General features: G+C 69.1%; 18 protein-coding genes. 6 read left to right on the top strand and 12 right to left on the bottom strand.

The genetic code is table 11. The annotated features are described in order from the left end of the window. Positions 1–8: 8 nt before the first annotated feature. On the top strand, positions 9–350 hold the full coding sequence (locus tag EOW65_RS06945; protein ID WP_121530419.1) for a zinc ribbon domain-containing protein YjdM: 342 nt from the start codon (positions 9–11) through the stop codon (positions 348–350). Positions 351–631: 281 nt separating this feature from the next. Here the strand turns inward: EOW65_RS06945 and EOW65_RS06940 are convergent, their stop codons facing one another. The 3 genes from EOW65_RS06940 to EOW65_RS06930 all read right to left on the bottom strand — a co-directional run bounded on the left by EOW65_RS06940 (position 632) and on the right by EOW65_RS06930 (position 3,703). After that, the gene (locus tag EOW65_RS06940) at positions 632–2,182 is read right to left on the bottom strand and encodes a tripartite tricarboxylate transporter permease (protein WP_128148248.1); all 1,551 of its coding nucleotides are present in this window, start codon (positions 2,180–2,182) and stop codon (positions 632–634) included. 9 nt (positions 2,183–2,191) lie between these two features. After that, complete coding sequence (locus EOW65_RS06935; RefSeq protein WP_128148247.1) at positions 2,192–2,623, bottom strand: tripartite tricarboxylate transporter TctB family protein; 432 nt, start codon at positions 2,621–2,623, stop codon at positions 2,192–2,194. 93 nt (positions 2,624–2,716) lie between these two features. Continuing rightward, positions 2,717–3,703, bottom strand: coding sequence for a Bug family tripartite tricarboxylate transporter substrate binding protein (locus EOW65_RS06930; protein WP_128148246.1), 987 nt, complete (start codon positions 3,701–3,703; stop codon positions 2,717–2,719). A 141-nt stretch (positions 3,704–3,844) separates the two neighbouring features. Here EOW65_RS06930 and EOW65_RS06925 point away from each other — a divergent pair, with 141 nt between their 5' ends. The 3 genes from EOW65_RS06925 to EOW65_RS06915 are packed head-to-tail and all read left to right on the top strand — an operon-like array spanning position 3,845 to position 6,991. Continuing rightward, the gene (locus EOW65_RS06925; RefSeq protein WP_128148245.1) at positions 3,845–4,516 is read left to right on the top strand and encodes a response regulator transcription factor; all 672 of its coding nucleotides are present in this window, start codon (positions 3,845–3,847) and stop codon (positions 4,514–4,516) included. Next, complete coding sequence (locus tag EOW65_RS06920) at positions 4,509–5,924, top strand: sensor histidine kinase (protein WP_128148244.1); 1,416 nt, start codon at positions 4,509–4,511, stop codon at positions 5,922–5,924. The genes EOW65_RS06925 and EOW65_RS06920 overlap by 8 nt, the downstream gene beginning before the upstream one ends. After that, on the top strand, positions 5,921–6,991 hold the full coding sequence (locus EOW65_RS06915; RefSeq protein WP_128148243.1) for an ABC transporter substrate-binding protein: 1,071 nt from the start codon (positions 5,921–5,923) through the stop codon (positions 6,989–6,991). Before EOW65_RS06920 ends, EOW65_RS06915 begins: the two co-directional genes overlap by 4 nt. A 15-nt stretch (positions 6,992–7,006) precedes the next feature. Here EOW65_RS06915 and EOW65_RS06910 read toward each other — a convergent pair whose 3' ends face one another. Together EOW65_RS06910 and EOW65_RS06905 are read right to left on the bottom strand one after the other, a co-directional pair. Continuing rightward, the gene (locus tag EOW65_RS06910; RefSeq protein ID WP_240664555.1) at positions 7,007–9,205 is read right to left on the bottom strand and encodes a heavy metal translocating P-type ATPase; all 2,199 of its coding nucleotides are present in this window, start codon (positions 9,203–9,205) and stop codon (positions 7,007–7,009) included. A 120-nt stretch (positions 9,206–9,325) separates the two neighbouring features. Beyond that, positions 9,326–9,718 carry an ArsR/SmtB family transcription factor gene (locus EOW65_RS06905; protein ID WP_128148242.1) on the bottom strand — a complete coding sequence of 131 codons (393 nt, stop codon included), beginning with the start codon at positions 9,716–9,718 and terminating at the stop codon, positions 9,326–9,328. Between the two features lie 467 nt (positions 9,719–10,185). Between EOW65_RS06905 and EOW65_RS06900 the strand changes: the two genes are divergently transcribed. Further along, complete coding sequence (locus EOW65_RS06900) at positions 10,186–10,683, top strand: c-type cytochrome (protein ID WP_128148241.1); 498 nt, start codon at positions 10,186–10,188, stop codon at positions 10,681–10,683. Positions 10,684–10,724: 41 nt separating this feature from the next. Here EOW65_RS06900 and EOW65_RS06895 read toward each other — a convergent pair whose 3' ends face one another. Continuing rightward, positions 10,725–12,071: a pyridoxamine 5'-phosphate oxidase family protein gene (locus EOW65_RS06895; protein WP_128148240.1), complete on the bottom strand. Its 1,347-nt coding sequence runs from the start codon at positions 12,069–12,071 to the stop codon at positions 10,725–10,727. Then, positions 12,068–12,532, bottom strand: coding sequence for a hypothetical protein (locus tag EOW65_RS06890; RefSeq protein ID WP_128148239.1), 465 nt, complete (start codon positions 12,530–12,532; stop codon positions 12,068–12,070). The genes EOW65_RS06895 and EOW65_RS06890 overlap by 4 nt, the downstream gene beginning before the upstream one ends. A gap of 135 nt (positions 12,533–12,667) precedes the next feature. Between EOW65_RS06890 and EOW65_RS06885 the strand changes: the two genes are divergently transcribed. Then, a complete protein-coding gene (locus tag EOW65_RS06885) occupies positions 12,668–14,185 on the top strand; it encodes a flavin-containing monooxygenase (RefSeq protein ID WP_128148238.1) in 1,518 nt (505 codons plus the stop codon). Positions 14,186–14,272: 87 nt separating this feature from the next. Here the strand turns inward: EOW65_RS06885 and EOW65_RS06880 are convergent, their stop codons facing one another. The 5 genes from EOW65_RS06880 to EOW65_RS19935 all read right to left on the bottom strand — a co-directional run bounded on the left by EOW65_RS06880 (position 14,273) and on the right by EOW65_RS19935 (position 22,356). Beyond that, the gene (locus EOW65_RS06880; protein ID WP_128148237.1) at positions 14,273–14,773 is read right to left on the bottom strand and encodes an acetone carboxylase subunit gamma; all 501 of its coding nucleotides are present in this window, start codon (positions 14,771–14,773) and stop codon (positions 14,273–14,275) included. 63 nt (positions 14,774–14,836) lie between these two features. Beyond that, on the bottom strand, positions 14,837–17,152 hold the full coding sequence (locus EOW65_RS06875) for a hydantoinase B/oxoprolinase family protein (RefSeq protein ID WP_128148236.1): 2,316 nt from the start codon (positions 17,150–17,152) through the stop codon (positions 14,837–14,839). 23 nt (positions 17,153–17,175) lie between these two features. Continuing rightward, a complete protein-coding gene (locus EOW65_RS06870) occupies positions 17,176–19,329 on the bottom strand; it encodes a hydantoinase/oxoprolinase family protein (protein WP_240664553.1) in 2,154 nt (717 codons plus the stop codon). A gap of 138 nt (positions 19,330–19,467) precedes the next feature. Next, positions 19,468–22,146, bottom strand: coding sequence for a sigma 54-interacting transcriptional regulator (locus EOW65_RS06865; protein WP_128148234.1), 2,679 nt, complete (start codon positions 22,144–22,146; stop codon positions 19,468–19,470). 42 nt (positions 22,147–22,188) lie between these two features. Continuing rightward, a complete protein-coding gene (locus EOW65_RS19935; protein WP_164880021.1) occupies positions 22,189–22,356 on the bottom strand; it encodes a hypothetical protein in 168 nt (55 codons plus the stop codon). Positions 22,357–22,373: the final 17 nt, after the last annotated feature.

Below are 22,373 nucleotides of genomic sequence, written 5' to 3'. Positions count from 1 at the left end.
CGGGGGGCATGACAAACACCCTGCCCCCGTGCCCCGAATGCCGTTCCGCCTATACCTATGAGGCGGATTCCCTGCTGGTCTGCCCCGAATGCGGGCACGAATGGTCGCCTGACGCCGCGCCCGAAGGCGCGCTGCAGGTGCGCGACAGCGTCGGCAACCCGCTCGCCGATGGCGACAGCGTGACGGTGATCAAGGATCTCAAGCTCAAGGGCTCGTCGACCGTCATCAAGGTCGGCACCAAGGTGCGCGGCATCCGTCTGGTCGACGGCGATCACGACATCGACTGCAAGATCCCCGGCATCGGCCAGATCGGCCTGAAGTCGCAATTCGTGAAGAAGGTCACCGACTGAACCAACCGGCACGCCGCCCCGGCACCGGGACGACGTGCCCTGCGGGCGGCTCCGGGCTGCGGCCCCCTCCCCGCCTGACCGCGCGCCCACACAGATCCCCGCTTCATCGCCGCCCCGCCGATCCACGCGGGCGCTCCGCCCCCGGCGCCCCGGAGGGCCGGGCCGAAACGCAAAAAAACCGCGACACGGGTGTCGCGGTCGGGGACTGCCGCCGAAGGCCGCAGAGCAGGTGGCGCGCCGCCCTCGAAGGGGGAGGACGGGGCGGCGCGCCGGGCGGGGCCTCAATCAGCCTCGTCCATCTCTTCGCCGGCCTCGCCATGGCGGGCGGCCTGCATCCGGCTGCGCATCACCTTGCCCACCACCATCGGCAGGATGAAGCCGACGATCGCGATGCCCCACAGGATCCAGTCGAGCGGGCTCGAGAGCAGCACGCCCCAGTCGCCGTTCGAGATCGTCACCGCGCGGCGCAGGTTGTTCTCCATCTGGTTGCCGAGCAGCGTGCCGAGAATGACCGGCACCAGCGGCACGTCGAGCTTGCGCAGCGCCCAGCCCATCACCCCGAAGCCGACCATCAGGTAAAGGTCGAAGGGCGAGCCCGAGATGCCGTAGATGCCGACGAAGCTGACCATCGCGACGGCCGGCATCAGGATCCGCGGCGGGATCAGCAGTAGGCGCGAGAACAGGCCGACCATCGGGATGTTGAGCGCAAGCAGCATCACGTTCGCGATGAAGAGCGCCGCGATCAGGCCCCAGACCACGTCCGGGTTCTTGGTGAAGAGCAGCGGCCCGGGGGTGATGTTCAGGCTCAGCAGAACCGCCAGCAGAACCGCTGTGGTGCCCGAGCCCGGCACGCCAAGCGCCAGCATCGGCACCAGCGCACCGCCGGCCGCGGCGTTGTTGCCCGCCTCGGGGGCGGCGACGCCGCGCGGGTCGCCCTTGCCGAAGGTGCCCTCGCGGTCGACGAGCTTCTTCTCCATCGAATAGCTGAGGAAGGCGCCGAGCGAGGCCCCTGCCCCGGGCAGAACGCCAGCGATGAAGCCCAGAACCGAGCTGCGCAGCATGGTCGGCGCGGTTTTCATCAGCGTCTTCGCCGAGGGGGTCAGGCGGCCGATCACCATCGACTTGTGCGCCGCATCCGAGCCGCCGTGACGGTGCTCGAGGAAGACGAAGACCTCGGACAGCGCGAAGAGGCCGACGATGGCGACAAGGAAGTCGATGCCGTCATAGAGATGCACCTCGCCGAAGGTGAAGCGCGGCACGCCGGTCTGGGTGTCGACGCCGACCATCGCAAGGCCAAGGCCGAGCGCCGCGGCAAAGGCCGATTTCGCCTGGTTCGTCGCGCTGACGCCGCCAAGCGTGGCGAAAGCGAGCGCGAAGAGGGCGAAATACTCGTCCGGCCCGAAGAGAAGCGCGATCTTCACCAGCTGCGGGGCAAGCAGGATCAGCCCCCAGGTGGCGAGGAACGAGCCGACGAAGGAGGCGATGCCCGACAGCGACAGCGCCTCGCCGGCGCGGCCGGCCTTGGCCATCGGATAGCCGTCGAGACAGGTCATCACCGCCGGCTCGTCGCCCGGGATGTTGAGCAGGATCGAGCTGATGCGCCCGCCATACATCGCCCCGTAATAGACCGAGGTCAGCAGGATCAGCGCCGGCGTCGCGCCCAGACCGAGGGTGAAGGCGAGCGGAATGAGGATCGCGACGCCGTTCGAGGGCCCAAGCCCCGGCAGCGCGCCCATGACCGTGCCAAGCGCCGCGCCGAGAAGGGCGAGCGCCAGATTCTGCCAGGTGATCGCGATCGCGAAACCGTCGGCAAGGTGGGAAAGCGTGTCCATGATCTCTCCTCAGAAGCCAAGCGGGCCGCGCGCGAGCGACAGCCCGAGCGCGAGGTGGAAGATGGCATAGATGCCAAGCGCGATGCCGACGCCCACGATCGCGCTCTCGAGCGGGCGCGAGCCGAGCCGCCAGGCAAGATAGGCCGAGGCGAGCGCCGTCGCGACGACGAAGCCCAGAACCGGCAGCAGCGTGGCATAGAGGATCAGCACGACGCTGGCGGCGGCAAGCTCGGCCAGCCGCTTCAGGCCCGGCCAGACCGGGTCGGCATCGGGTTTCAGTGCGATCGCGGCCGAAGACAGGCCCAGCACCGCGGCGATGATGAGGGGGAAGGCCTTGGGCCCGACCGCATCCGAGAGGAAGCTTTCCTCGATCGAAAGGGCCGAAAGCGCGAAGCCGATGGCGAGCAGGACGCCGAAGATACCGAAGATACGGTCGCTCATGGAAGTCTCCCGAGGCTGGCGGACCCGTCGGGAGAAACGGGCGGCACGATGTGCCGCCCGCCCCCTGCAACGGATCGGATACGGGTTACCGGATCACTTGATGATGCCGATCTGGCGCGAGAGGTCGGCGATCTGGGTCACCGAGTCGGCGACGAACTTGTCGAAGTCGGCGCCCTTGAGGTCGAGCGGCGCGAGGCCGTTCGTCTCCATCACCTTCTTCCACTCGTCCGACGCATAAAGCGTGGCGATCTTGTCGACCCAGGCGTTATAGGCCTCGTCCGACATGCCCTTCGGCGCATAGAAGCCGCGCCAGTTCGCGCCGAGCGCGTCGATGCCCTGCTCCTTGGCGGTCGGGAACTGCGCGAATTCGCCCGGCAGACGCTCGGGCGCGAGCACGGCCAGCACCTTGATGTCACCCGAATCGACAAAGCCCTTGGCCTCGGAGAGATCGCCGGTGAAGGCCTGCACCGAGCCCGCCAGCAGTTGCGTCACCGCCTCGCCGCCGCCGTCGAAGGCGACATACTTGACGCGCCGCACGTCCTCGACGCCATCGGCGCGGGCCGCGATCAGAACCTTCAGGTGGTCCCAGCCGCCCACTGCCGAGCCGCCCGCGAAGGCGACCGAGGTCGGATCGGCCTTCACCTTGTCCAGCAGTTCCGGCAGCGTGTTGATCGGGCTGTTCTTGGCCACGGCGATCACGCCGTAATCGGCACCGACCGAAGCGACCCAGCGGACCTGATCCATGGTGTTGCCCGGATAGGCGTTCTGCGCGAGCCGCGTCGAGGTCGAGGACGAGGCCGCGACGATCAGGTTGTTGTCCTCGCCACGCTTGTTGACGACTTCGGCGAAGGCCACGCCACCGCCACCGCCGGCGAGGTTCGTCACCTGCATCGTCTTGTCGATCAGCCCCTCGTCCTGCATCACCTTGCCGACCTGACGGCAGGTGAAGTCCCAGCCGCCACCGGGGTTCGCGGGGGCGATGCATTCGGGGTTCGACGGCATCCAGCCGTCGGCGACGGCGGTCAGCGCACTGGCACCGAGAAACAGGGCGGCAAGCGAAAGCCGGGTTGCCTTGATCATGGAAGCTCCTCCAGTCGTGTTGAATTCCTCGAACCGGCGCACCGCTCTTTGCGGCCTCCTCGCGCTCGGCTATGAGACAGGACTAGGGGCGAAACCTGTCACGAACCTGTCAGGAGATGTGAGCCGCCCGGGGAGGGAACGATGCGCGTGCTGGTGGTCGAGGATGCACCCGACATGGCGGAGGCGGTGGCCACCCGCCTGCGTCAGGCGGGCATGGTGTGCGACATCGCCGAGACCGCGGACGCCGCCGAGGATTTCCTCGCCGTGCAGCGCTATGACGCGATCGCGCTCGACATCAACCTGCCCGACCGCTCGGGCACCGAGCTGCTCGCCGATCTGCGCCGGCGCGGCGAGCGGGTGCCGGTCTTGATGCTGACCGCCGCCTTCTCGGTCGAGACCCGGGTCAGCGCGCTCGACCTCGGGGCCGACGACTATCTGGTGAAGCCCTTCGATCACCGCGAGCTGGTGGCGCGGCTGCGCGCGCTGCACCGGCGCGACGCCGATGTGAAGAGCGACGAGATCGCCTTCGGCGCGCTGGTCTTCAACCCCGCCGCGCGCGAGGCGCGGCTCGCTGGCCGCACGCTCGACCTGACGCGGCGCGAGCTCGCCCTGCTTGGTCTGCTGATCCGCCACACCGGGCATGTGATGAGCAAGGAACGCCTTTACGAGGGGCTTTACTCCTTTGCCGAAACCGATGTCGGGCTGAACGCGGTCGAGCTCTACATCGCACGGCTGCGCAAGAAGCTCGCCGGCTCGGGCGTGGGGATCGAGACGCAGCGCGGCCTCGGCTACCGGCTGGTGCGCGATGACTGAGGCCGGCCCCGCCCTGCCGGCCCCCGTCGCCGCGACGCGCTCGCTGAAATCGCGCGTGGTGCGGGCGGTGCTGTCGCTGCTGGTGGTCGGCGGCATCGTGATGGCGCTCGCGGCCTTTGCCTATGGCCGGGTCGCGGCGCGCGCCTCCTATGACCGGCTGCTGCTCGGCGCCGCGAACGAGATCGCCGGCGCAATCACCATCAGCGGCGGCGTGCCGCTCGTCGATCTGCCCACCGCGGCGTTCCAGCTGCTGGCCCTCGCCCCCGACGACCGCATCACCTATTCCGTGCGCAGCCCGGGCGGCCAGGTTATCACCGGCCAGGACACGCCCCTGCCCGAAACCATCCGTCAGGCCGGCGGCGGCTTTTTCGATGCCGAATTCACCGGGCTTGCCGCGGCCGAGCGGGCGCGCTTCGTCACCGTGCCGCGCCGCTTCGCCGAGCGCGATTTCTCCGGCACGATCCTTGTCACCGTCGGCCAGACCCTGCGCGCGCGCAACGCCATGGCGCTTGGCCTGACCCGCGACGCGCTGATCGTGCTCGGCTTTGCCGGGGTGCTGCTGATCGTGCTCGGCGCGCTGGTGGTCGAAAGCGCGATGCGCCCGCTCGTCGGGCTTGCCCGCGATCTTGCCGCCCGCGACCCCTACGACCTGACGCCGATCGACACGCCGGTGCCGGCCGAGGTCGCGGGGATGATCGGCGCGCTCAACGACTTCATGCGCCGGCTCGAGCGGCAGATCGCCTCGATGCGCAACCTGATCTCGGACAGCGCGCATCAGCTGCGCACCCCCGTCGCGGCGCTGCGGGTGCAGGCCGAGCTTGCCGCCGAGGAGACCGACCCCGAGATCGCCCGCGCGACGATGGTGCGGATCGTGCGGCGCTCGCGCTCGCTCGGCGATCTGCTCGACCAGATGCTGTCGCGCGCGCTGGTGATCCACCGCACCGCCGAGGCGCGGCGGGTGGCGGTCGACCTGCGCGACGTGGCGCTGGCGGTGATCGAGACGCAGGACCACGCGCTGATCGCCCCCGGACGCGACGTGGCGCTCGAGATCGGCGCGGCGCCGGTGATGGTGCTGGCCGATGATCTGTCACTGACCGAGGCGGCGAAGAACCTGCTGGCGAATGCCCTGCGCCACGGCGCCGGGGCGGTGCGGATGGGCGCCGAGATCGAGGACGGCGCGGCGGTGCTGTGGGTGCGCGACGCGGGCCCCGGCCCCGATGCCGCAACGCTTGCCCGGATCGGCGCGCGGTTCGAGCGCAATGCCGCCTCGCGCGGGCGCTCTGCCGGGCTGGGCCTGTCGATCGCGCGGGCGGTGGCCGAAGCCTTCGGCGGCCGGCTCGAGCTAGCCCCCGGCCCCGCGGGCTTCCGCGCCGCCCTGATCCTGCCCCTGTCCGAGGAAACGCCATGATCCGTGCCCTGCTCTGCGCGCTTCTTCTTGCCCAGCCGGTGGCGGCTCAGGAGCTGCCTCCCGGGCTCGAGGACATGGCGCAATTCGGCCCCGCGCCCGGCCAGCCGGCGGAGGCGGTGCAGCCGCTGCGCCTGCGCTCGACCACCGACATCGACGTGCTGCGCCCGGCGATGCAGGCCTTCGCGGCCCGCCACCCTGAAATGTCGGTGACCTATGAGCAATGGTCCTCGAACGGGCTTTACGAGGTGACGCGGCGGGAGTGTGCGGCGGGCCATGCGGGGGCGGATGCGGCCTTTTCCTCGGCCGTCGATCAGCTCGTCGAACTGGTCGATCTGGGCTGCGCCGAGCCCTACCGCTCGGCGCTGACCGCGGCGCTGCCCGACAGCCGACGCTGGCGCGACGAGATCTGGGGCCTGACCCGCGAGCCCGCCGTCATCATCTACAACGCCCGCCTCGTGCCGCCCGAGGACGTGCCGCGCGACCGCTTCGCACTCCTCGACCTGATGCGCCGCCCCGACCGCCGCTATGACGGGCGGATCGCGACCTATGACATCTCGCGCTCGGGGCTGGGCTATCTCTTCGCCTTCGCTGACAGTCTCGAGGCCTCGACCTTCGGCGCGCTGCTCGAGGGATTCGGCCGCTCGCAGGCGGTGGCCACCTGCTGCTCGGCCGAGATCATCGACGCCGTGGCGCGCGGCGAATACCTGATGGCCTACAACGTGCTCGGCTCCTATGTCGAGGAACGCCACCTGCCCGATGTGGCGACGGTCTGGCCCTCGGATTACACGCTGTTCCTGTCGCGCGCCTACATGATCCCACGCGGCGCGCGCGGCGCCGCAGCGGCGCAGGAGCTGCTCGATTTCCTGCTCTCGACCGAAGGGCAGCAGGTGCTGACGCGGATCGGCCTTGTGGCGCGCGAGGATGCGGCCGAGGCCGGGCGCCACGATTCTGCCGAGCGCCCGATCCGCACCGGCCCGGTGCTGCTTGTCGCGCGCGACACGCACAAGGCCACGGCCCTGCTGCGGCGCTGGCGCGAGACCTTCGTCGAGCGCGGCGCGAGACCGTGAGCCCGCGCCGCCGGGTCAGTGGCCGCCGTGGACCGGCGGCGTTTCCCGGAAGCGCAACAGCCGCAGCGCATTCAGCGTGACGATCGCCGTCGCGCCGGTATCGGCAAGCACCGCAATCCACAGCCCGGTGAGGCCAAGCACGGTGGTGACCAGGAAAAGACCTTTCAGCCCCAGTGCAAAGGCCACATTCTGATGGATATTGGCCATCGTCGCGCGCGACAGGGCGACAAGATGGGCGACATCCGTGACCCGGCTGTTCAGCAGCGCGGCATCCGCCGTCTCGATCGCCACATCGGTCCCGCCGCCCATGGCGATGCCGACATCGGCCGTCGCCAGAGCCGGCGCGTCATTGATGCCATCACCGACCATCGCCACCCGGGAACTCCGCTTCATCTCGCGGATGATATCGAGCTTGTCTTGCGGCAAAAGCCCGGCGCGGCACTCGACACCAAGGCCCTCGGCAATCGCCTCGGCGGTGCGCCGGTTGTCGCCGGTCAGCATGACCGAGCGAATCCCCATCGCCGCGAGCCGGGCCACCCCGTCGCGCGCATCCGGCCGCGGCTCGTCGCGCAGGCCGACAAGGCCGATGACCTCCCGCGTCTGCTGATCGAAGAGAACAGCAACCGTATTGCCGCGCTCTTCGAGCGCCTCGATGGCGGCACGCTCCGCCGCGCCGAGGGTGGCAACCTCGGCGGCATGGGCCGGCGAGCTGACGGCAAGGCGGCGTCCCTCCACCGTGGCATGGACCGCCTTGCCGGCGGTGGCCGAGGCCTCCGTCGCGACCGCAACCGCGATCCCTTCCGCAGCGGCGCGGCCGAGGATCGCCCTTGCCAGCGGATGCCCCGAACCGGTCTCGACCGCCGCCGCAAGCGCAATCACCTGCGGCGCCGCAATCGCCCCGAAAGCACGGATTTCGGTGACGCGCGGCCGCCCCTCGGTCAGGGTGCCGGTCTTGTCGAAGGCGATCGCGCGCACCTTGCCGATGGTCTCGAGCGTCTTGCCGCCCTTGATCAGCAGACCGCGGCGCGTGCCGGCAGCCAGACCCGAGGCGATGGCAGCCGGCGTCGAGAGCACGAGCGCGCAGGGGCAGGCGATCAGCAGCAGCGCAAGGCCGCGGTAGATCCAGGTTTGCCAGTCGGCGCCCGTCGCCAGCGGCGGGACGATGACGGTCAGTGCCGCGATCAGCATCACCGCCGGAGTATAGGAACGGCTGAAGGTTTCGATGAAGCGGGCGGTCGGCGCCTTGGCGGACTGCGCCTGCGCGACGAGCTGGATGATGCGGGCGATGGTGTTGTCGGCCGCGGCCGTCTCGACGCGGACCCGCAGCACGCCGTCGACATTGATCGAGCCGGCGAACACGCGCGCCCCCGGACCTTTTGCGCGCGGCACGGATTCGCCGGTGATCGGCGACTCGTCGAGGCTCGAGCTGCCCTCGAGGATCTCGCCATCGGCGGGCACCCGGTCGCCCGGCCGGACCAGAACGAGATCGTTCACCCGCAACGAGGCGGCCGGAACGCTGCACAGGCCGCCGTCGGCCGCAAGTCGCAGCGCGGTCTTCGGAACAAGCGAGGCAAGGGCCTTGATGCCGGCCCGCGCCCGCCCCGCCGCCACGCTTTCGAGCAGCTCGCCCACGGCGAAGAGGAACACGACCGCCGCCGCCTCTCCGGCCGCGCCGATCAGCAGCGCGCCGAGACATGCGACAACCATCAGAGTTTCGATCGAGAACGGAGAGCCGGACCGGGCAAGGGCAACCGCCTTGCGGGCAAAGGGCAGCACGCCCGCCAGCACCGCCACGGCGAAGATCCAGTCGGCATAGCGCGGGATGCCGAGGGCCACGGCATAGGCCACCCCCATCAGCAGACCGAGGCCGACAACCAGCCGGCCCTTGCGGCTTTGCCACCAGCGCGCAGAGCGCGGCTCCGACGCCGGCACCGCATCGGCAGGGGAACCGGACCCGGCGCCGGGGGCGCACGTGGCAGCGACGCCGAAGCCGAGACCGCGGATCGTCTTCTCGATCTCCGCGACCGCGGTCCTGCCGCCTTCAGCCAGGGTCAGCTCCAGCGTCTCGGCGGCGAAATTGACCTCGACATCGGAGATCCCGTCCAGTCGGTTCAGCGCCGTCTCGATCTTGCCGGCGCAGCTCGCACAATCCATGCCGCCGACATGAAAGCCAAGCCGTTCACCGCCCGGTTGCATCGCGTGTTCAGGTGCCATTTCCGATCTCCCGCCCGCCGGCACGACAGATGCACGGTCGTGGCGGCCAACTGTGGCCACGGAACGAATCCATACAACAGTTGAACACTTATTCAAGTGTTTTCAATTTTCGGCCGCCGCTCACTCATCGCCGTGCTCTTCTGCAATATGCGTCGCCATATCCTCGAGAACCTGACGGACGTGCTGATCGGCGATCGCATAGAAAATCTGCTTCGCCTGACGCTCGCCCCTCACCAGCCGCGCCCCGCGCAGAAGGCGCAGATGGTGGCTGACCAACGACACCGACAAATCCAGCCTGCCCGCAATGTCACCGACCGAGATCGGACCGGACATGCAGCTCAGCAGGATCTTCAGCCGGGACGGATCGCCGAGCAGGCGAAAGGTCTCGGCCAGAATCACGATCTCGTTTTGCGCGAGAGCCGCGTGATCCGGATGGCCGGGCGCTGCCCCATCCGTGCATCCTGCGGTCTCGGTCGGGTTCCCGCCCCGCGCTGTCGGCTTCTGAGCAGTCATCTTCGGTCATCACCCGTGCTCGGGACCGCGCCCGCCTCGTTGCCGAAGAGACGCTGTCCGCATTGATCTGTCGGCGCCAATCTAGCGAAAGAGAGCCTGCGGCGGAAAGCCGAACCGCCGCGGCGCGCAGATTTTCCGCATCGCGGCGGCGGGATGGCGCAAGCGCGGCCCCCCGAAGAGAAGGCAGCCCCCGAACCGCGGCGCACGGCCGAGGCGCCGGATCGGGCCACGGCGCCCCCGATGACGCCGCCATCGCCATCGCGACCGCGCAGCGCAGCGCAGCGCAGCAAGACAGCGGCGTTTAGCACTCTTTTAGCAAGCGCGGCGGTGCCCTTCGCATTCTCTTAGCATCCGGATTGGCTCCGTATGGCCTAGGGTCCGGCCATCAGGACATCCCCGCCCCACGCCACATCCGCCGCCCCCGCCCGGCAGGGCGGGACGGCCCCTGCCCTTTCATGGAGACACAGATGACCCTTCGGATCCTCGCCCTTGCAACACTGTCACTCATCATCCCGACGCGGACCGTCCACGCAGCCCCCCCCGATCCCATCGCGCGCGGCGCCTATCTCGCGCGCATTATGGATTGCGCCGGCTGCCACATGCCGCGCGCCCCCGACGGCATACCGGTCGTCGAGAAGGGGCTGGCGGGCGGCACCGTCGGCTTCGAACTTCCCGGGCTCGGCACCTTCTGGCCGCCGAACCTGACGCCCGACAAGACCGGGCTCGGCGACTGGAGCGAGGCCGAGATCGCCACCGCGATCACCACCGGCGTGCTGCCCGACGGGCGGGTGCTCGCGCCGGTCATGCCCTGGGCGAGCTATGCGGCGCTGAACGCCGATGACCTTGCCGCGCTGGTCGCCTGGCTGCGCGCACAGCCGCCGATCGAGAACCCGGTGCCCGAGCCGGTGGCCCCGGGCGCGCCGGCGCCCGCGCCCTTCTATCGGGTGACGATGCCCGCGCCCTGAGCGCGACGGCCGGCCGCAGGGCGGCCCGGCCTCGGCCATGGTCACGCCCGCCCCTCGCCGGGCGCCTCCCCGACCAGTTCGGGGCGCCCGTCGAGCACCAGCCGGATCTGCCCGCGCCCCGCCGAGACCAGCCGGATCGGGGCGGATTTCTCCTCGAGCCGCCGGCGCAGCAGGATCAGCCGGGTCTCCAGATTGTCGCGATAGCCCGGCAGCCGCAGCGACGCCGCCAGCCGGATCTCGCGGTTGCTGAAGACGTCGCGGCCCTCGGCCAGATGGCTGCCGATCAGGAAAGCGAGGATCCGGCCGGCGACGCCCTTGATGATATAGGCATCGTCGATGAAGAGGCTGTCGTCATAGCCGTAATGGCGCACGCGCAGGCTGCGGCCGCCATCGCCCGTCACCGTTGCAGGCAGGGGCGGTTCGGCCGCCGGGGCCGGGCTCTGTTCCGAGGCCCGCATCGCCGCGGCGAGCAGGCGGGCGAGGATCATCGCCGCCGCCTCCGGCTCGCGGCCGAAGGCCAGACGCCGGCGCGCCTCGACGAAGAGAACGCCCGCCAGCGCACCGCCGCTGCACAGCGGCACCGCCATGTGGCTCAGCGCGCCGCCAAGGCCTGGCAGGCGGATGCGGCGGCTGCGCGCCTCCTGTTCGCTGCTTGCCTCGATCGCCGTATTCAGCCGCCGCACCCGGCCCAGATCGCCGACCCGGATCACCTGCCGCGTCGCCGCCGCGATGCCGATGGCACCGATGCCAAAGGGCACCTCGGCCCCCGCGCCGCCGGTCTCGTAGCCGCGGCTCAGCACCGTCATCAGCACATCGCGCGGATGGTCGCGCATCAGGATCATCGCGGCATCGGCGCCAAGCAGCGCCATCGCGGCATCAAGCGCCGCCTCGCAGGCGCCGCCCAGATCGGGCGCAGTGTCGATCGCCGCCACCGCATGGGCGAGCGCCGGCAGATCGGGCCGGGCATCGGGATCGGCGGGCGGCACCGGCGCCTGCGTCGGCGTTGCCTGCAGCGACAGCACCCGGAAGACGTCGACCGCCCTCAGCTGCATCGTCGCCTCCATCCCGACCTGCGCCGAACTCGCGGCAAGCTGTGCCGCGACCCGATCGAACAGCGCCCCCTCGGTCTCCGAGCGCACGAAGATCGCCTCGACCCGCACCTGCGCGCCGGTGCGGCCATCGACCAGCAGGATCGTCGCGCAGGGGTTGCGGCGCAGGTTCGCGGCGGTCTTGCCGAAGAACTGGTTCGACAGCGCGATGTGGTCGTCGTCGACCCGGTTCACATGCGACAGGTAGGAGATGTTCGGCAGGCCGTCGGCGCCACACGTCGCCACGACCGAGGGGATCACCCCCTCGAAGCAATCGTCGAGATCGGCCAGACGGATCATGTCGCGCCCCCGATCCGCTGCCCGGCAAGCGGGCCCGGCGTCTGCGAGAAGACCTCGTCCACCGACAGCGAGACCACGACCAGATCGCGTGTCGACTGCCAATGCGCGACAAGATCATGGGCCATGCCCAGCTCCATCAGCGCCGCCAGCGTGTCACGGCAATAGGCGCGGGCGGTCTCGGCCTCGGGCGCGCCCGCCGCGCGCAGCGTGGCGCGGCCCTTGATCTGATAGGTCTCGTAATCGGCGGGGCGGGAGAAGGTCGCCGCGGCGCGCCCCGCGCGTTCGACATTCGCGATCGTCGCCGGCCATTGCCAGCGCGACACCAGAACGTCGATCCGCCCGGCCTCGGGCACCACGAGACTGCCGACGCCGCGGCCGATCTCGGGCCGCGCGGCGGGGTCGACGGTGCCCACGAGGATCATCACGGGGCGCAGCAGGAAACGGACAAGCGAGGCGTCCACGGCGATGTCCCTTCCGTTCCAATATCCGTCTTTAGCAGAAATTTAGCCGAAGCCGCGCGCCCTTAGCAGGCATTTAGCAAGCCCCTCCAAGCGCTTTACGCGAAGTAAGCCGCATGTCAATCATCAGAGGCTTTCATGACACATCCTTCCGCATCCCGCCCCTCGGTCGCGATCATCGGCGCCGGTCCCGCCGGGCTTGTCACCGCCCGCTGGCTCAAGGCGCGCGGCTTTGCGCCGGTCCTGTTCGAGGCCTCGCGCGATCTCGGCGGGCACTGGAACCCGAACGGGCTCCACAGCGCCACCTGGCCCGGCATGGTCACCAACACCAGCCGGGTGATGACGGCGTTCTCCGACCTCGATCATCCGCCGGGCACGCCGACCTATCCGGGCCGCGAGGACATGCACCGCTATCTCGACCGCTACAGCGACCGCTTCGGCCTGCGCCGCGCGATCCGCTTCGGCACCCGGGTCGAGCTGCTTGCGCGGGCAGAGGCGGGCGGGTGGGAGATCCGCTCGCGCCGCGGCGGCGAGACCCGGACCGAGCGCTTCGACCGCGTCGTCGTCGCCTCGGGCCGCTATCTGCGCGGCACGATCCCGCAGGTGCCGGGGCTCGAGACCTTCTCGGGCAAGTTCGGCACCGGCCATTCGGGCCAGTTCAGCGGTGTGGCGCGCTATCGCGACGCCTCGGTGCTGGTCGCCGGCTGCTCGATCAGCGCACTCGAGATCGCGACGACGCTGGCGCAGGCCGGGGCGCAGGTGACGATCAGCTATCGCCGCCAGCGCTATGTGCTGCCGAAGCTGATCGCCGGGGTGCCGGCCGAGCATGTACTGTTCACCCGCGCCGCCGCCCTTGAGGGCGCGCGCGGGCCGGCCGCCGCGGCGGCGGGGCTGAAGGCGCAGATCCTGCAGGCCGCGGGCACGCCCGAGCAATATGGCGCCCTTGAGGCCGACCCCGACGTCTTCGCAGCGGGCATCACCCAGTGCCAGGGCTTCCTGCCCGCCGTGGCCGAGGGGCGGATCGCGGTGCGTCCCTGGATCGCGTCGGTCTCGGGCCGCCGCGTGCGCTTTGCGGATGGCCGCGAGGGCGACTTCGACAGCCTTCTCTTCGGCACCGGCTTCGCGCTGTCGCTGCCCTGGCTCTCGCCCGAGATCGCCCGGACGGTCGAGCTGTCGGCGCAGGGGCTGACGCTTTTCGCCGACAGTTTCCACCCCGATCTCGACGGGCTCGCCTTTGTCGGGCTCTACGATCTCGTCGGCCCTTATTTCCCGGTGCTGGAGTTGCAGGCGCGCTACATCGCCGGCTGCTGGGACACGCCCGAGCTCATGCCCGTGCCGGCCGAGATGGCCGAGGGGCTGACCGCGGCCCAGCCCGCGCGGCCGATGAACATGATGGCACTCGATTTCGCGCAGCGCGCCGGGGTCGAGCCTCAGATCCCGCGCCGCCCCTCTCTCGAACAGGCGCTGCTCTTCGGGCCGCTCTCGCCGGTGTCGTTCCGCATCGACGGGCCCGACCCGCTGCCCTGCGCCGAGGAGATGACGCTTGCCGCAGCCCGGGCCTTCGGTGCGGTCCATGGCCCCGGCTACACGCCCGAACAGGCCCGCCGGCGCAACGCGCTGCGCGCGCCCGCAGAGCCGGCGGCCGCAACCCCCTGAGCCCGCCCCGAGAGGCCGCCGTGCGCCGCGATCGGAACAGGCGGGCAGTCCTGCGACTGCCCGCCTGCCCTGTGCCGCCGGACCGGCTCAGGTCCGTTCGGGCACGGCGAGCCCCAGCCAGTCCTTGTAGAAGGTGTCGATATCCGGTTCGAAGTCATGGATCACCGGATACCAGGGCGTCGGCGCCTCGACATCGAGCAGGTCGCCCGAGATCGGGCAGAAATATTCCCGGATCACCTGCCAGTCGGGCGAGGGCGCCATCAGGCGGGGATAAAGCTCTTCCATCTGCGCGGCGGTGTTGCGCACCCGGATCCGGGCGTGCAGCTTCCAGTTCTCGTTCCAGGGGCAGAAGTCATAGCCGGCCTGGCTGCGGATCATCCATTTCCGGTCCGACTTGCGCTGGACGATATAGAGCTTCGGGCCGAGCGGCAGGATGATCGGGTCGTCCCACTCCACCTGCTCCTGCAGGATCTCGAGATAGATCTGAAAGCGCTCCTTGTCCTTCGGCGTGGACAGCATGGTATGCAGCGTGTCGCGGTCGATCTTGCCGTCCACCAGGTCCTTGATCTTGGTTTTCGTGTAGGCCATCGGTTCCTCCCTTGATCTGGCCTTGTCGGGGGGCGGCGCCGGTCAGAGCGCCACCGCGGCGGTTCATTCCTCGACGAACTGGACGGTCTTGACGTCGGGCAGTTCCGAGATGTCCATCGAGTATTCCCGCCCGTAGGAGGGGATCGGCAGGTCCGCTTCCATCAGCTTCCACTCCGCCGGCAGGTTCCAGAAGGCGCGGAAATCCTGTTCGAAGCGGGGCCCGAGCTTGAACGAGGCCGCGAACATCTGCTGCACATGCACGCCCGCCTCCTTGTTCAGGATCTTCTCGCGCTCGCCGGCCATCCAGTCGCTGACCGGCACCGACTCCTCGATCCGGGCCTTGCGGATGGCGCGGCGCCGGGCTTCGGTGGCGGCGACATCGACGCCCTTCATGCCGTCGCCGGCATCGGCGAGAACCACGCCATAGACACTGTCGGCGAAGCGCGGCAGCAAATATCCGCCGTTCACGTCATCGGCCACCTTCTGCGGCTCGCGGTCGAGCGGATCGCCGAAGCCGGGCCCGCCGCGCATGTAGTTGAGGTAGAGGTCATAGTCCTTGAACATCGCCTCGGTGGTGATCGCCTGCTTGTCGCGTTTGATCCGGGCGTCGGGCAGCATCGCCTCCCAGGTCGGGTTTTCCGGGTCGGTGTCGCCACCGCAGGGGATGGTGCCGCCCTCGGCGATGATCTCCTTCAGCCGGGTATCATGCGCCTCGAAGCGATAGCCCGAGGCCGCGGGATAGCCGCCCATCAGCCCCCAGTCCGACGAGATATGGCCGTTGCCCATGAAGAACATCGTCCAGTCCTTGGCGTTCCAGACCATGCGCAGGCTCTCGAAGCCGCAACCGCCGCGATACTTGCCTGCGCCGCCCGAAGAGGCCTTGATCTGCCGGCCGAGATAGACGAGCGGCTCGGCCAGTTCCCAGATCTCCATGTCGCCCATGTCGCCTTCGGGGTTCCACACCGCCGCCGCATGGCTGATCCCGTCCATATGCGCCGAGGCACCGACCCCGTTCGCCGCGCATTCGAACGAGTTCACCGCATGGATCTCGTCATACTGGTTGAAGCCCCCGCCCTGCAGCCAGTTCGAGGTATTGGCGTTGCCGGCGTTGACCTCCTCGAGATAGCCGCGGCCGAAATAGGCGCGAGAGAGCCCGCGCCAGAGCGCCGTCCACGAGCTGACGAGGAAGTGCCACGAGTAGCTGAAGGCGACGCGCCGGTCGTCGGGGTTCATCCAGGTGCCCTTCGGCAGGCGGAACTCGGTGCCATAGGCGGCGCCGTCGTTGATCATCTCGGTGGGGATCAGCGATTGCGTCATCATCACCCAGATGCCCGAGGTGAAGCTCACCTGATGGGCGTTGTAGGTGTGCCAGCCCCAGCGCGAGGAGCCCTCGAAATCCAGCCGCCAGGTGCCGTCGCCGCGGATGGTGATTTCCGAGGGCGTGTGCATGATCGTGTCGACCTTGGCGAAGTCCGAGGGGACGCGGACATCCTCATGCGCATAGGGCACGTCGACGAAACCGACCTGGCGATACTTGCCCGGAATGGTCATCGCCTTGATCCGGGCCTGCAGGCCGACGCGGCCATGCTCGACCGATTCATAGGCGAATTTCCAGTAGGACTCGATGCCCTCGTCGGCGATCACCTCCTTCACCAGATCGCGGATCATGTGGCAGCCGGCGACGCGGGTGCGCTCGTCCAGCATCCAGTAGCGCGTGGTGCGCACCATCCGCTGGCTCTCGTGCAGCCAGTCGCGGAACAGCGTGTCGTTCTCGCCGATCTTGCGGCAGGTGATCGAATAGCCGTCGCCGAAGCGCTGCACCTGCCCCGTCGACATCGAGCCCGGCCCGACCGAGCCGGTGTCGATCACATGGGTCACACCGCCGACCCAGCCGATCAGCTCGCCCTCGTGGAAGATCGGCACGATGGTGTGGATGTCGCAGGGGTGAACATTGCCGATCAGGCTGTCGTTGTTGCAGAAGATGTCGCCGTCACGGATGCCCGGGTTCTCCTCCCAGCCGTTCTCGATCATGTATTTGATCGCCGCACCCATGGTGCCGACGTGGATGATGATCCCCGTCGAGGTCAGGATCGAATCGCCCGCGGCATTGTAGAGGGTGAAGCACAGTTCCCCCTCCTGCTCGACGATCGGGCTTGCAGCGATCTTCTTCGCGGTCTCGCGCGCATCCACCACCCCGGCGCGCAGGCGCGAGAACAGCTTGTTGTACTTGATCGGCTCGGCGTCGCGCAGCGCCATCTTCGACAGGCCGGCATAGTGCTTGGTCCGCTTCGTGGCCTCCATCAGCCGGTCGCGGTGCTCCTTCAGGGTCTCGCCGCCGCGCACGATGCCGCGGGTCTTGACCGAGGTCTGCATGTTCATGACTTATCTCCTCCCTGAGACCGTCAGACTTCCTTGAGGTGGAACAGGCGGTGCCCGTCGAGCCAAGTCTCGAAACCGCCAGGCACGACGAAGGTCGTGGCGTCGGATTCGATCACCGCCGGGCCGGTGATGCGGTTGCCCGGCTGCAGCTTTTCCATCTGGTAAAGCTGCGCATCGACCCACTGCTTGTGGCGATAGAACTTGCGGCTGCCGAGCTTCGCCTCTTCCGGCGGGGTCGCACCCCGAAGCTCTTCCTTCGGGATCTTCGGCTTCGGGATCGGCACCGTGCCGCGCATGATCGCCCCGGTCACCGAATAGCCGAGCTCGGGCGAGCGGGCCGAGGCGGCGTAGACGCGGCCATAGGTGTCGTTGAAGGCCTCGACCAGCTTGTCCCAGTCCTCGGCGCCCTGCGCCTCGATGATCGGAGATTCGATCTCGAGGTCATTGAGCTGGCCGCGATACTGCATGCGGAAGCCCGGTTGCAGCTGCACCTTGTCGGGACTGTAGCCGTTGATCTCGAATTCCTCGAGCACGCGCTCCTTCAGCTCCTGCCAGGCCGCCTGCAGGGTCTGCGCCTGCGCCGTCTTCAGGTCCTCGCTGGCATCAGTGGCGATGTTGATGTCGAGCGATTTGTCATAGCGGTATTCGAAATCCGCCGCCGCACAGCCGAAGGCCGAGAAGCCCGCGGCCCAGGCCGGCACGATCACGTCCTCGAAGCCCAGCCCCTCGGTGTAGCCGTAGGTGTGGACCGGCCCCGCGCCGCCATAGCTGAAGCACACGAAGCTGCTGGGGCTGTAGCCCTTGCCCGAGATCATCGAGCGCAGATAGTCGCGCAGGTCACTGTCGAGCAGCTCGATGACGCCCGCCGCCGCATCTTCGACCGACAGGCCGAGCGGATCGGCGACCTGTTCCTTCATCGCGTTCCAGGCGCGCTCGCGGCTGAGCTTGACCTGACCGCCAAGGAAGTTGTCGGGATTCAGGTAGCCGAGGATCACATGGCAGTCCGAAACGGTCACCGTCTCGATCCCCGAGGCCTCCCAGCAGACGCCGACGCGATAGCCCGCCGAATCCGGGCCGAGCTTGATCGCCTTGGTGTAGGGATCGAGCCGGATGAAGCTGCCCGCCCCCGCACCGACCGAATCCATCGCCACCAGCGGCAGCGACAGCAGCAGCCGTGCCATGTCGGGGTCATTCTTGATCGTCAGCTCGTTTTGCGTGATCAGCGCCACGTCGAAGGAGGTGCCGCCGATGTCGGAACAGGCGATGTTCGAATAGCCCAGCACCTCGCCCAGATACTTCGCCCCGATCACCCCGCCGATCGGCCCCGACACGATGGTGCGGGCGAGTTCCTTCGCCTTCCACGAGATCGTGCCGCCATGCGTCGCCATCACCCGGAAATCGAATTTCGAACCGTTCTCCTTGAAGGCGGTGGTGATCTTCTTCAGCGTCTGGCGCGAGGGTTCGGCGGCGAAGGCCTCGAGGATCGTGGTGTTGGTACGATGGGTTTCCTTGCGCACCGGGTAATAGTCGGTCGAGGCGAAGACCGGGATGGTCTTGCCCGCGGCCGCGACCTCTTCCTCGACCAGATCGCGCACCCGCCGCTCATGCGCGGGGTTGCGGTAGGAGTGCAGCAGCGAAATCACGATGCCCTCGACCTCCTGCGCAATCAGTTCGCGCGCAGCGGTGCGGGCGCTGTCCTCGCGCAGCGGGATCACCACGTTGCCCGACATGTCGATCCGCTCCATCACGCCGCGGGTCAGGTGGCGCGGCACCAGCGGTTCGTCATAGTAATGCGTGTTCAGGTGGATGCGGTCTTCGTAGGCAAAGCCGAGATAGGCCTGCGCGGCGCGGCCCATGCGGTGGAAATCCTCCATCCCCGCATTGACGATCAACCCGGTGCGCAGCCCCTTGCGCTGCACGACGCGGTTGAGCATGGCGGTGCCGGAATAGACGCCGGTCTGGATCCCCGAGAGCGCCTCTTCAAGCGTCAGGCCCCAATGTTCCAGCCCTTCCTTCGAGCTGGCGATCAGGCCGAGCGCCTCGTTTTGCGGCGTGGACTGCGATTTGCCGACGACGAAGTCGCCGTCGCTGTCGACGAAGAACGTGTCGGTCATCGTCCCGCCGGCGTCGATGCCAAGCACCTGCACGCTGCGTTTTGTCTGTTTGTCCAATGGCACGGGTCTTTCCTCCTCCCCTGGCGCCACCTCCCCGTGGCGTCAGAACAGGATGCAGCCCGGCCGGATCGGCATGTTGTCCGGTTTTCGGACAACCGCCCGGACATGCTGCGGACGCCATGATGCGCCGCGGCAAGAGGCTCAGCGGCGGCCGCGCGGCACGCCGTACTGGTCGAGCTTGAGATAAAGCGTCGAGCGCGAGATGCCGAGGCGCCGCGCCGTCCCGGTCATGTTGCCGCCGCATTCGGCGAGGGCATCGAGGATTTCCGCCCGCTCGCGGTCGCGCAGCGTCGGCTCGCGCCCGGCCCGCCGGCCCTGGGCGATGGCGGGCGGCAGGTCGGCCACGTCGATCAGCCGGCTGAACGAGGTCGCCGACAGCCGTTCGACCATGTTGCGCAGCTCGCGCAGGTTGCCGGGCCAATCATGCGCCTGCAGCCGCAGCATCGCCCCCGGGGTAAAGCGCAGCGCGCCGCCGCGCCGCCGTTCGGGGCTGTGTGCGGCAAGATCGGCGACAAGCGCCGGCAGGTCCTCGCGCCGCTCGGCCAGGCCCGGCAGATGCACCACCGCGCCCGAGAGACGGTAATAGAGATCCGGCCGCAACCGTCCCTCGGCCAGCCGCTCGGACAGCGGCACCGAGGACAGGCTGATCACCTGCACCCGCCCCTCGGCACCGCGCGCCAGCTGGGTCAGGCTCTGGACCAGCAGCGGCTGCACGGCGGCGGGCGTTTCCGCCGGCTCGTCGAGGATCAGCGTGCCGCCCCTTTCGGTCAGCCGCAGCACCGCATCCGTCGCCGCCCCGCCGCGCAGCGCCACGTCATCAAGCAGACTGCAATCGAGCGCCGCAAGCGGCAGATCGGACAGCGGCCCGTCGGCATGCAGGGCGCGGGCAAGGGTTTCCTTGCCGCTGCCGGTCGGGCCCTTGAGCAGCAGCGCAACGCCTGCCTCGACAATCCGCTGCGCCTCGGCGCAGATCCCCGCCATCGCCGGCCCCGACCGGGCGATCGCCGCGAGATCGGGCGCCGCGGCCGCAGGCCGGCGCCGGCCCGCCCGGGCCAGCGTCACGATCAGGCCGATCGGGTCCTTGCCGTCCGAGACGATGTCGACCCCCGCACCGGGAAGCACCGCACGCATCCGCTCGGCAAGCTGACCGACATCGCCGTCCGGCTCGGGCACGGGGCCCGGCAGCACGCCCCTGCCGGTGCCGCCGGCGCCCGCGCCGGCGTCGCGCAGGCTTGACCAGATCTGCTGGCCGTGCCGGTTCAGCAGCATGATCTCGTCGCCGCGCGACACGCCGCGCGACAGCAGCTGATCCACCAGCCGCTGGTGCTCCTGCAGCCCGATGCTGCGCAACGCCTCCTCGATCTGCAGCGCCAGGCTGACCGAGAAGGCCGCGCCCCGGCGCAGCGCGTCGGTCGAGGGCGAGGAGATGTTGATCAGCCCCAGCACCCGGCCAGTGCGCGGGTCGCTGATCGGTGCGGCGGCGCAGGACCAGCGCTGGATCGCCTCGCAGAAATGCTCGACCCCAGAGATGGTGGTGGGTTTCGCCAGATGCAGCGCAGTGCCGATCGCATTCGTGCCGATGGCGTCCTCGCCCCATCGCCCGCCCGGATGCAGGTGGTTCTCCTCGCCGCGGGCGCGGATCCGGGAATCCCCCGTCGCGTCGAGGATCACACCGGAGCGGTCGGCCAGCAGCAGCATCGCGCCGGCGTCGTCGAGCATGTAGCCCGTGCGCCGCACCGCTGCCTGCGCAGCCTGACGCAGCCGCGCGTTTCGGCCGCGCAGCTCGTCCAGTTCATTGCCCGCCACACAGGGCGCCTGCCGCAGGGCATGCACGTCGTCACGCCGCTGCGACCGGATCCAGGACCGGAATACGATTTCGCGGATGCTTGGGGGCACGCTCCCCAAGGCCCGAAAGCGTTCCCAGTCCTCCTTCTGGATGCTCTCTGCCATGTCTGAAGCCCCTTTTGGGTGCCGCATGGTAAGGTAGCGAGGCGTGCTGTTGTCAAGGAAAAGGGCCTCGACGCTCTCCCGGGCGGGTAGCAACGGGCCAATCCCCGCCGCCGCGATCGCGGTCACGCCCCCCCGCATCGCCAGATAGGCCCCGCGCAGGAAGGCCGCGCCGATCTCCATCGTCTGCGGCACATAGCGCTGCGACAGATCGTGAAGCTCGGTCACATGGGCGTGGGTGTGGAACCAGCCGACGAGCAGCATCCGGCGCAGCATCACCATCGCCGGCAACACCGCGAGATTGGCGGCATCGAGCGGGCGCAGGCGGGTGTAGCCCCGCAGCCAGGCCGCGACCAGTGCCGGCGTCTCCGGCGCATGCTCGACGAAGGTCAGCGCGCAGGCGAGCCCGTAAAGATGCCAGCTGATACCGCAATCGTCGAAGTCGCTGAGCTGGATGCCACCGGGATCGACGATGAAATTCGCCATCCGCATGTCGCCATGGATCAGCCCGTACCGGGCGGGCGGGCGGCCATAAGCACCGATCTCGGCGCGGATCTTCGCATCGACCCGCGCCAGCAGGTCGCGTTCGACCGGCCCGACCGTCGCGTTGTCGCCCCGGTAACCCCAGCACCCCTGCCGCCCCATCGCCGTCTCGATGTCCCATTCGGGGCGCACGAAGCCCGTCGGCCGGGGCCAGGTCTCGTTGAAACCATGCCGCCGCGCCGCGGTCTCGCCGAGCTCGACAAAGGCCGCCTCGGCATTGGTCTCGTCGAGCATCCGGCCCGGCACGAAGTCGAAGAGCGTGGCGAATTGCGCGGCGCCGGTCGCGTCGTGAAAGGTGGCGACCGGCACGCCCGCAAGGGTGTCGATCACCGCCGGCGTGCGGGCCGTGCCGCTTGCGCGCAACGCCCGGATTCAGGCGATCTCACTCAGGATCTCGGCGCGGCTGCGCTCGCCCGGCCGGCTCAGCCGCAGCACCGCGACGCGGCCGCTGTCGGGATCGCTCACCCGGTAGGTCGCATTTTCCGAGATCGAGAAGATCTCGAGCCAGCTGTGCGGGCCGAAGCCGTATTGATCGAGCACCGCAGCATTCCTCGCCT

The sequence above is a fragment of the Paenirhodobacter ferrireducens genome (assembly GCF_004022265.1).
Taxonomy (GTDB): Bacteria; Pseudomonadota; Alphaproteobacteria; order Rhodobacterales; family Rhodobacteraceae; genus Rhodobacter; species Rhodobacter ferrireducens.
The sequence above is the reverse complement of the archived record's forward strand: the minus strand, read 5'-3'. Positions and strand labels throughout refer to the sequence as shown.

What these genes read in the sequence shown, in the direction of transcription:
- EOW65_RS06905 (WP_128148242.1), bottom strand. Translation starts at nt 9,718, where the DNA reads ATGACTGCTCAGAAGCCGACAGCGCGGGGCGGGAACCCGACCGAGACC.
- EOW65_RS06880 (WP_128148237.1), bottom strand. Translation starts at nt 14,773, where the DNA reads ATGGCCTACACGAAAACCAAGATCAAGGACCTGGTGGACGGCAAGATC.
- EOW65_RS06910 (WP_240664555.1), bottom strand. Translation starts at nt 9,205, where the DNA reads ATGGCACCTGAACACGCGATGCAACCGGGCGGTGAACGGCTTGGCTTT.
- EOW65_RS06895 (WP_128148240.1), bottom strand. Translation starts at nt 12,071, where the DNA reads ATGATCCGTCTGGCCGATCTCGACGATTGCTTCGAGGGGGTGATCCCC.
- EOW65_RS06945 (WP_121530419.1), top strand. Translation starts at nt 9, where the DNA reads ATGACAAACACCCTGCCCCCGTGCCCCGAATGCCGTTCCGCCTATACC.
- EOW65_RS06875 (WP_128148236.1), bottom strand. Translation starts at nt 17,152, where the DNA reads ATGAACATGCAGACCTCGGTCAAGACCCGCGGCATCGTGCGCGGCGGC.
- EOW65_RS06915 (WP_128148243.1), top strand. Translation starts at nt 5,921, where the DNA reads ATGATCCGTGCCCTGCTCTGCGCGCTTCTTCTTGCCCAGCCGGTGGCG.
- EOW65_RS06920 (WP_128148244.1), top strand. Translation starts at nt 4,509, where the DNA reads ATGACTGAGGCCGGCCCCGCCCTGCCGGCCCCCGTCGCCGCGACGCGC.
- EOW65_RS06900 (WP_128148241.1), top strand. Translation starts at nt 10,186, where the DNA reads ATGACCCTTCGGATCCTCGCCCTTGCAACACTGTCACTCATCATCCCG.
- EOW65_RS06885 (WP_128148238.1), top strand. Translation starts at nt 12,668, where the DNA reads ATGACACATCCTTCCGCATCCCGCCCCTCGGTCGCGATCATCGGCGCC.
- EOW65_RS06930 (WP_128148246.1), bottom strand. Translation starts at nt 3,703, where the DNA reads ATGATCAAGGCAACCCGGCTTTCGCTTGCCGCCCTGTTTCTCGGTGCC.
- EOW65_RS06935 (WP_128148247.1), bottom strand. Translation starts at nt 2,623, where the DNA reads ATGAGCGACCGTATCTTCGGTATCTTCGGCGTCCTGCTCGCCATCGGC.
- EOW65_RS06940 (WP_128148248.1), bottom strand. Translation starts at nt 2,182, where the DNA reads ATGGACACGCTTTCCCACCTTGCCGACGGTTTCGCGATCGCGATCACC.
- EOW65_RS06925 (WP_128148245.1), top strand. Translation starts at nt 3,845, where the DNA reads ATGCGCGTGCTGGTGGTCGAGGATGCACCCGACATGGCGGAGGCGGTG.